This is a genomic window from Streptomyces sp. NPDC058157, assembly GCF_042884105.1.
GTDB lineage: Bacteria > Actinomycetota > Actinomycetes > Streptomycetales > Streptomycetaceae > Streptomyces.
In genome coordinates this window covers 1-8,029 of sequence record NZ_JBHVUQ010000274.1, presented here as the reverse complement: position 1 = coordinate 8,029, position 8,029 = coordinate 1, and the positions used below count along the sequence as shown (strand labels likewise).

Here is an 8,029-nt window from a genome sequence, read left to right as displayed (position 1 = left end):
GCCCGCCCCTCCCCGTACTCCCGCCGGCTACGCGCCCTTGAACTCCTGGCGCTGGCGGCCGAGCCCCGTGATCTCCAGCTCCACGACGTCACCGGCCCGCAGGTACGGCTTCGGCTCCGGCTGGCCCATGGCCACGCCCGCCGGGGTGCCCGTGACGATCACGTCACCGGGGTGGAGCGTCATGAACTGGCTCAGGTAGTGCACGACCTCGCCCACCGGGAAGATCTGGTCCGAGGTGTTGCCGTCCTGCTTGAGCTCGCCGTTGACCCACAGCTTCACGTCCAGGACCTGCGGGTCCGGGATCTCGTCGGCGGTGACCAGCCAGGGGCCGAGCGGGGTGAACGTCTCGCAGTTCTTGCCCTTGTCCCAGGTGCCGCCGCGCTCGATCTGGAACTCGCGCTCCGACACGTCGTTGACCAGGACGTAGCCGCCGACGTGCGCGAGGCCCTCCTCGGCGGAGCCCAGGTAGCGGGCGGTGCTGCCGATGACGACGCCGAGCTCGGCCTCCCAGTCGGTCTTCACGCTGCCGCGCGGGATGAGCACGGTGTCGTCCGGGCCGCCCACGGTGTCCGCGGCCTTCAGGAACAGGATCGGCTCGGCCGGCGGCTCCGCGCCGATCTCGGCCGCGTGCCCGAAGTAGTTCAGGCCGATGCCCACGACCTTGCCGATCCGGCCGACCGGGGAGCCGACGCGCAGCCCCTCCGCGTCGAGGACCGGGAGCTCACCGGCCGCGGCGGCGTCCCGTACGCGGGACAGCACGGAGTCGTCGGCCAGCAGGGCCCCGTCCACATCCGTGATCAGGCCGGACAGATCCCGAAGGGTCCCGTCCTGGTCGAGCAGCGCGGGACGCTCCGACCCAGCGGGTCCGACACGCAGCAGCTTCATGGGCATTCTCCCGTGGTCGTGGGTGGTCGGCCCGCGGGCATGCCAGAGGCGCCCGAGGGCCGGCCGATGGGTTGCGGCCATCGGAGGATTGGCTGATCCTCCAAGATGTCCGACCAATCCGCAAGACCCTGTTCACAGACTGGAACGCACCGCTCCACCGACGACCGCGCCGCCCGCCCCGGCGGCGGTCCGCCGCTGGAGCCAGGCCCGCTCGGCGACCGACCAGGTCGTGGTGGTCAGCAGGTACAGCCCGGCGGCCAGCGGCACGACGGCCGCCGTGACCAGCGTCCCGAACGAGAGCAGGGGCAGGACGCCGCCCAGCTTGCGCATCGCGGCCAGCTGCTCGGCACTCGGCGCCGCCGCCCCGCCGGCCCCCTTCAGCCGGGAGGGCGGCACGGGCACCACGACCGGCGCGGCCGCGGCGGCCCGCCGCCCCCGCACCGCGCTCCACGCGGCCACCCCCGCGATCGCGGCGAACAGCCCGAGGAACACCAGCCCCTGCGGCCCGAACGCACCGCCCGCCTCCAGCGCCCCCGACCACCGGGCCCCGAGGGGCGCGGCGAACAGCCGGTGCCCCAGCAGCTCACCGCCGGAGGAGAAGGACCGGTACATCAGGTAGAACACCGGCAGCTGCAGCAGCACCGGCAGGCACCCCGCCACCGGGGTCGCCGCACGGGACGCGGCACGGGACAGCGGGAACAGGGCGAGCCGTACGAGCAGGGTGAACAGCACGATCGCGGCAGCGGTCGCGGACTCGGCCAGCACCGGCTCCAGGAGCCGGCCCAGCTCGGCAACGAGATGAGTGAAAACGGACACGGGGGCCCTCCGAGGGGTCTCGTCGAACGTCGAAAAGGTGCATTTCGGCGCGACGACCCACGAGGGGCGACACAGCGATCAGTCAGCGGAAGAAGCTGAGGAAGCAGAAGGCAGCGGACACTGCGCGCCCCTACGCGGCCGTCAGGACCAGACGGCCGGGCGCCCGGGGCCGCGACCGGCCCGAAGCGTCGGGATCGCGCTGCGGCAGGAACGCCGTGCGCTGCTCGCGATCACGGATCGCGGTACGTATGCGGTGCGGCGGAACGGACCGGACGAGACACGCCGCCGCCAGCACGGCCGCGCCCACGGCGACCGCCGCGGCCAGCGCGACCACCCCGGCCGCCAGCCCGCCCTCCCCGGACAGGAGTGCCAGCACCCCGCCGAGCAGCAGGAGCGCGACGAGCATCCGGGCGGCCCGGGAGCCCTCGTGGAACAGGAAGGAGGACACGCTGAACCGCCGAACCTCACGACGCCCCACGCGAACCACCCCCCACCTCACCAGAACTCACGATCGACACCTGCCCCCACCCTAACGGGTCGCACCGACAACGTTCCTGAGGGTCCCCCAGACCACCAGCCGGTACTTGGAGGTGTACTCCGGCGTGCAGGTCGTCAGCGTGATGTAGGACCCGGCGCTCTCGTACCCGTACCCCGCCTTGACCGAGCTCCGCGGCACGGGCGCGATCACCCCCACGTCCCCCGGGCTCGTCTCCGCCAGCACCTTCCCCACCACGTACGTGTACCGCCGCCCCCGCAGGTCGACGAAGACCTCGTCCCCCTCCCGCAGCCGGTTCAGGTACCGGAACGGCTCCCCGTGCGTGTTCCGGTGCCCGGCCAGCGCGAAGTTCCCCTCCGCCCCCGGCTGCGCCGTCCCCGGGTAGTGCCCCACGTACCCCTTGTCCAGCACGGCCCGCCGGTCGACCCCCTCCGCGACGGGCACGTTCAGCCCGAGCCGGGGGATCCGCAACACCCCGTACGCCTCGTCCCGCGCCGGCCCGGCCGCCACCGCCCCGGGCCTGCGGCCCCCCACCGAAGCCCCGGACCCCCCAGACCCGGACCCCCCGGCAGCCCCCTGCCCCGCACCCCCGCTCAAGCCCCCCTCGCCCACCCCTGGAGCCTCCCCGCCACCCCCGGACACCCCCTCACCAACCACCCCGCCCCCCACCTCTCCCCCTACTTCCCCTTCCCCCTCTCCCTCCCCCTCTCTCCCATCCGCCCACCCCCTCTCCAGGGCCCGGACCTGCGCCTGGGCCCCGGCCACGGCCTGCCGATTGGTCCACCACACCTGGTGCACCACCAGCAGGGCCACCACCACCCCCACCGTGGTGATCACCTCGGCACCCACCCACAACAACCGCGCGAACCCGGCCCGCCCCGCCCGCCGGCCGCGCCCCTGCACCACCACACGCACCCGATCCCGCACGGCCGGCACCCTAAGACTTCCCCCCTCAACTGACCAGCGGCAGTACGGTGTGAACCATGCGCCCCGACACGCCTGCAGAGCACATCGCCGAAGCCGAGCGCCTCATCCGCACGGCGACCCGCTACCCCGAGGACCAGGAACCCCTCCTCCTCCAGGCCGCGGCCCACCTCGAACTGGGCGACGCCCGGGACCGCGCGAGCGCCCTCTACGACCGCCTCCTCTCGGCCTCGCCCGCCAACCCCCACCTGATCAAGGCCCGCCAGGCCGCGAACCTGTGGGAGTACGGCCACGAGGCCGAGGCCCGCGCCCTGATCTCCGGCATCCGCGCCGCCGCGCCCACGGACCCGGCGCCCTGGGAGGTCATCGCGGAAGCCCTGGAAGCCCACGACGAGCTCGAAGCCTCCCACGAGTGCTTCACCGAGGCGGCGACCCTCCTGACCTCGGAGGACACCCCCCTCACCCAGGCCACGACGGCGCTCCTGACGGGCCGCCACCGCGTCCGCCGGCTCCTCGCGCTCCCCCACGACGACTGGGACATGGTCGCCGACACCCGCCACATCGGCCCGATCCCGCTGGACGAACTCCACGACCCCAAGCGCATCTGGGCCCTGGGCTCCGACGACCCGGCGGAGCTCCGCGCCGAGATCGCCCGCCTGCGCGCCGAACTCGGCGACCGCCGCGCCGCCCTCTCGCGCCCCTTCCCGGTGGCCATCCTCCACTGGCCCGCCCGCGAACTGGCCGAGCTCCTGACCAGCTACCCCACCCTCGCGGCGGAGTACCCCACCCACGAGGCCCACCTGGCGAAGGTCGAGTCCTCCCTCCGCGCCCTGGCCGCCTCGGGCACCACGAACCTCGGCATCGTCACCGCCAGCGTCCCCTCGTACGAGGCCTTCGCCGCCTCGGAGAAGTCCTCCCCGGCCTCCCCGTCCCTCCTGGCGGAATACGCCACCACCCTGGCCGCCCGAGGCAAGGCCACCCCCTGGCCCCCCACCCCCACGTCCCCCTGCTGGTGCACGTCGGGCAAGCCGTACGCGGAGTGCCACGGAGTGACCGCCCCCTGACCCCGCCAACCCCGTACCGCTGAAGGACGGTCAGCCCGACCCGCGCATCGAGGCGCGTATCGTGGCGCGTTCGGTGCGACGGGCGGCCACCGCCCGGATCACCCGCGCCGCCGCCTCGTCGACACCCTCGTGCTCCCATACCCGCAGGACGAGCCAACCGGCATCGGCGAAGCGGGCGTCGGTGTCGAGATCCCGGCGACGGTTCCCCTCGATCTTCGCGCGCCAGAAGTCCGAGTTGTTCTTCGGCCACGTGGCGTGGAGAGGGCATCCGTGCCAGAAGCAGCCGTCCACGAACACCGCCACGCGCGCGGGGCCGAAGACGATGTCCGCCTCGCGGCGAACGCCCTTCACCGGCTTGCGGTGGACCCGGTAGCGGAGCCCGGCGGCGTGCAGCGCCCTGCGCAACGAGACCTCCACGGAGGTGTCGTGCCTCTTCTGCCTGCTCATCCGGGCGCGCACGGCGGCCGTGGTCACGAGTTTCTCCACGGCACCATTCTGGGCCGGCCGCACACCGCGTACCTCGGTCAGAGGGGCAGCGCGAGCTGTTGGTGGCCGCGGGCCGTGAGGGTGGGTGGGGTGCGGCGGGGGGTGGTGAGGGTGAGGAGGGTGCCGAGGGCCTTCAGGACTTCGTCCGGGGTGTCGCGGATCATCGACGGCGTCGCGCTGACCACCAGGACGCCGTGGGCTTCCAGGCGCAGGCGGCGGCGGAGGGTGGCGTGCCAGGCGTCGCGGGTGTAGTGGTACTCCGCCGAGTCGACCTCCAGGGCCACGCCCTCGTCGGGCCAGTAGGCGTCCGGGGTGGCCAGGAAGGTGCCGTCCGGGGTGTAGAGGCGGGCGTTCCACAGCGGGGCCGGGAGGTCCGTGCCGGTGAGGGCGTCGCGGGCCCGGGCTTCGGCGACCGAGCGGACCCCGGCCAGGAGTTCCCCCGCTGCGGCGCGGATCGCCGGGCGGGACAGGAGGCGGGCGCCGCGGAGTTCGGTGTGGAGGTCGTGCGGGTGGCACCAGCCCGACTGGACGACCTGGGCCAGCACGGAGCGGACCCGGTCGGGGCTCGGGCAGCGCGCGGCGAAGTCGGCGGCGGCGCGGACGGGCCGGGCGCTGGGCACGCCCGAGACGGTCAGGGTGCCCGGCCAGCGGGCGGTCGTCACGGGGCGGACCTGAGGGGTGGCGGTCAGCCGGCGCGGGCTGCGGATCAGCACGTCGGCCGGCGTCGGCGGGGCGTCCCGGATCCCGAGGAGCGCGAGGGCGGCTCCGCCGGTGAGGGCCGCGGTGTCGCCGGTGAGGGGGTCCGCGGTGGGTTCGGCGGCGTACAGGACGGCGGCCAGGGCGCGTTGGCGGTGGTCGGGCGGGCCCGTCTGGAGGAGGTAGACGCGGGGCAGGAGGCGTTGCCAGGGGCCGCCGGGGCGGGTGCGGGAGGTGACGGTGGCGTGGGGGATGCCGGCGGTGGTGGTGAGTTGGCGGCGGGTGGCGAGGTTCAGCTGGCGGCGGGAGGTGGGGGCGGGGGACGTCGGGGGGGGGGGGGGGGGGGGGGGGGGGGGGGGGGGGGTGGGGGGGGGGGGGGGGGGGGGGGGGGGGGGGGGGGGGGGGTGGGGGAGCTTGTCTTGTGGGTGATCATGGCCCCGGTATGCCCGGGCCGGGCGTGTCCACTCGTCCCTTTCGGGTGGCTGTGGGTCAGTGCGGGCGGCCCGGGTGGTGGGGGGAGAGGAAGACGACCACGTTCGTCTCGGTGCCCGGGAGGGCGGGGACCTCGTGCCAGCCGAGGCGGTGGTAGGTGGCGACGGTGTCCTCGGCCAGGCGTGAGGTCAGCAGCCAGGCCCGCTGCCCGGGCGCGTCGGCGGTGATCTCGGTGAGGAGCGCCCGGCCGGTGCCGGTGCCGCGCGCGTAGGCCCGTACGGCCAGTTCGTCTATCTCCAGGGCCCCGACCAGCAGGTCGCGCACCCGGTCCGGGCCGAGCTGCGCGGCGACCTGGGGGTAGCCGCGGCCCCCGGGGAAGGGGGCCTGGGTCAGCCAGGCCGTGGCGAAGCCGTCGACGCCGGCCGGGGACTGGGCGAAGGCGGTACGGAATCCGGGGCGCCGGACGTCGGCCTGGAGGCGGCCCGCGAACTGGCGAATGGTTTCTTCAGCTTCGTTCCAGGGCGGGGCGGAGAAGACGTCGGCGTAGGCGTCGAGGAGTTCGTCCGCGAGGTCGAGGACGGCGCGGCCGTAGGAGATCACGAGCGGCTCCGGGGGAGGGCGGGGAGGGGCGTGGGGTGGAAGACCGAAAGTAGGCGATGGGGGCGCGGAACCTGCGGAGGGGAGGAACCCGGCGTGTGCCGACAAATCGGCCGCCGGGTGTGCGTGTCGCGCGGCGGCGGCGGGCGTTGAGCAGCCGTGGACAGACTGCTGCTGGTGGCGGGGCGGTGTGCGCTCGCCTTCCTTCCCGTCCTCGGGGTCGTGGCGCTGCTGCCGCGCGCGGTGCGCGAGGCGGTGCCGCACGCCGTGGTGGGCGGGGCCGTGCTCGGCCTCGGGGTGGTGGGTGTCCGCCGGGGTTCTAGGCGTCCGCGTTAGCCTCGTGAACGGTTCATCGCATGACATGACTTTTCTGACGACGAGGGAGTTCGACATGGCGCGGGTACCGAGTTCCGCGGTGGCGGCAGCCGGGCTGGTCGGCGGCTACGCCGTCGCCCGCTGGACGAAGAAGCGCCCCCTGGGCGGGGTCGTGCTCGGCGCCGCCGGGCTCGTGGCCGGCCGGGAGTGGCACCGCCGCGGCGGGGTCCCGGCGGCGGCCGGGCTGGGGGCGCTGTACCTCGCGGGCTTCGCGGGGGCGCATCCGCTGGCGAAGAAGATCGGCGCGTGGCCGGCGGTGGTCGGAGCGGCGGGCGTCGTAGCCGCGACGGCCTGGGCAGTCGCGGACCGCGGCTGAACGGAAGTCCGGGCTGAGCCGGGCCCGGGCCGGGCGGATTCCGCGGCTGGGCAGCGCCCGAGGCCGGGCGGGGTCCGGGACTGACGCCGGGTCCGGGGTCGAACGGAAGCCAAGCCGGCTCGGCGCTGAGCTGAGCCGGACCCAGGGCTGAGCGAAAGCCTGAGCTGAGCCCGGCGCGAGGCCGAGCCAGGCCGGGCCGGGGCTGGGGCCGGTCCGGGTCCGGGGCCGGGCGGAGTCCGAGGCCCAGCCGAGTCCGAGGCCCGGCGGAGTCCGAGGCTGAGGCCGGACCCGGGGCTGAGCGGAAGCCCGAGCTTGCCCGGCGCTGAGCTGAGCCGGACCCAGGGCTGAGCGAAAGCCTGAGCTGAGCCCGGCTCCGGGCTGGGCGGAACGGGGACTCGGCCGGGCCGGGCACGGGGCTGGGGCTGGGCTGGGCCAGCCCCGGAACTGAGAGAAGCCTGGGCTGAACCGAGCCCGGGGCCGGGCAGAGCCTCGGGGGCAGAGCCGGAGTCCGGGCGGAATCCGGGCGGAGCCCGGGCGGAGTCCGCGGCCGGGCAAGGCCCGAGGTCGGGCGGGGTCCGGGGCTGACGCCGGGCCCGGGGCTGAGCGGAAGCCCGAACTGAGCCGGGCCCAAGGCTGAGCGGAAGCCTGGGCCAGGCCGGGCCCGGGGATGGGCCGGGCCCGGGGATGGGCCGGGCCCGGGGCCGGGGCCGGACCCGGGGCCGGGGCCAGACCCGGGGCCGGGGCCAGACCCGGGGCCGGGGCCAGACCCGGGGCCGGGCAGCCTCGGGGGCAAAGCCCGAGGCTGGGCGGAGTCCGGGGGGAGCAGGCGGCGCGGTGCCCGTCGGCTCCCCCCCCGTTACCGTCTTCGTGGCTCCGCAATGGGGCCTCCGGCCTTCGGACCCGGCATGACGTCCCCCTCCTGTTGAAGTTGCTGATCCGGGG

At 75.3% G+C, this 8,029-nt stretch carries 9 protein-coding genes; 2 read left to right on the top strand and 7 right to left on the bottom strand.

The genetic code is table 11. From position 1 onward, the window contains the following. Nucleotides 1-27: 27 nt before the first annotated feature. The 4 genes from ACFVXK_RS35315 to ACFVXK_RS35300 all read right to left on the bottom strand — a co-directional run bounded on the left by ACFVXK_RS35315 (nucleotide 28) and on the right by ACFVXK_RS35300 (nucleotide 2,707). A complete protein-coding gene (locus tag ACFVXK_RS35315) occupies nucleotides 28-885 on the bottom strand; it encodes a fumarylacetoacetate hydrolase family protein (protein WP_389620388.1) in 858 nt (285 codons plus the stop codon). Nucleotides 886-1,017: 132 nt separating this feature from the next. Then, nucleotides 1,018-1,701, bottom strand: coding sequence for a YidC/Oxa1 family membrane protein insertase (locus ACFVXK_RS35310; protein ID WP_389620385.1), 684 nt, complete (start codon nucleotides 1,699-1,701; stop codon nucleotides 1,018-1,020). Nucleotides 1,702-1,831: 130 nt separating this feature from the next. Then, nucleotides 1,832-2,107, bottom strand: coding sequence for a DUF6412 domain-containing protein (locus ACFVXK_RS35305; protein WP_389620391.1), 276 nt, complete (start codon nucleotides 2,105-2,107; stop codon nucleotides 1,832-1,834). A gap of 123 nt (nucleotides 2,108-2,230) precedes the next feature. Continuing rightward, entirely contained in the window at nucleotides 2,231-2,707 is a 477-nt protein-coding gene (locus tag ACFVXK_RS35300) for a class E sortase (protein WP_389620382.1), read from the bottom strand. A 473-nt stretch (nucleotides 2,708-3,180) separates the two neighbouring features. Here ACFVXK_RS35300 and ACFVXK_RS35295 point away from each other — a divergent pair, with 473 nt between their 5' ends. Next, nucleotides 3,181-4,185 carry an SEC-C metal-binding domain-containing protein gene (locus tag ACFVXK_RS35295; protein ID WP_389620379.1) on the top strand — a complete coding sequence of 335 codons (1,005 nt, stop codon included), beginning with the start codon at nucleotides 3,181-3,183 and terminating at the stop codon, nucleotides 4,183-4,185. A 30-nt stretch (nucleotides 4,186-4,215) separates the two neighbouring features. Here ACFVXK_RS35295 and ACFVXK_RS35290 read toward each other — a convergent pair whose 3' ends face one another. The 3 genes from ACFVXK_RS35290 to ACFVXK_RS35280 form a co-directional block, all read right to left on the bottom strand. After that, entirely contained in the window at nucleotides 4,216-4,671 is a 456-nt protein-coding gene (locus ACFVXK_RS35290) for a very short patch repair endonuclease (protein ID WP_389620376.1), read from the bottom strand. A 38-nt stretch (nucleotides 4,672-4,709) separates the two neighbouring features. After that, nucleotides 4,710-5,384: a hypothetical protein gene (locus ACFVXK_RS35285; RefSeq protein WP_389620373.1), complete on the bottom strand. Its 675-nt coding sequence runs from the start codon at nucleotides 5,382-5,384 to the stop codon at nucleotides 4,710-4,712. A gap of 472 nt (nucleotides 5,385-5,856) precedes the next feature. Continuing rightward, complete coding sequence (locus ACFVXK_RS35280; protein WP_389620370.1) at nucleotides 5,857-6,399, bottom strand: N-acetyltransferase; 543 nt, start codon at nucleotides 6,397-6,399, stop codon at nucleotides 5,857-5,859. A gap of 388 nt (nucleotides 6,400-6,787) precedes the next feature. Here ACFVXK_RS35280 and ACFVXK_RS35275 point away from each other — a divergent pair, with 388 nt between their 5' ends. Beyond that, nucleotides 6,788-7,087 carry a hypothetical protein gene (locus ACFVXK_RS35275; RefSeq protein WP_389620367.1) on the top strand — a complete coding sequence of 100 codons (300 nt, stop codon included), beginning with the start codon at nucleotides 6,788-6,790 and terminating at the stop codon, nucleotides 7,085-7,087. Nucleotides 7,088-8,029 lie beyond the last annotated feature (942 nt).

Bases quoted from the DNA above. Each gene is read 5' to 3' on its own strand.
- ACFVXK_RS35315 (WP_389620388.1), bottom strand. From the start codon at position 885: ATGAAGCTGCTGCGTGTCGGACCCGCTGGGTCGGAGCGTCCCGCGCTG.
- ACFVXK_RS35305 (WP_389620391.1), bottom strand. From the start codon at position 2,107: ATGCTCGTCGCGCTCCTGCTGCTCGGCGGGGTGCTGGCACTCCTGTCC.
- ACFVXK_RS35295 (WP_389620379.1), top strand. From the start codon at position 3,181: ATGCGCCCCGACACGCCTGCAGAGCACATCGCCGAAGCCGAGCGCCTC.
- ACFVXK_RS35275 (WP_389620367.1), top strand. From the start codon at position 6,788: ATGGCGCGGGTACCGAGTTCCGCGGTGGCGGCAGCCGGGCTGGTCGGC.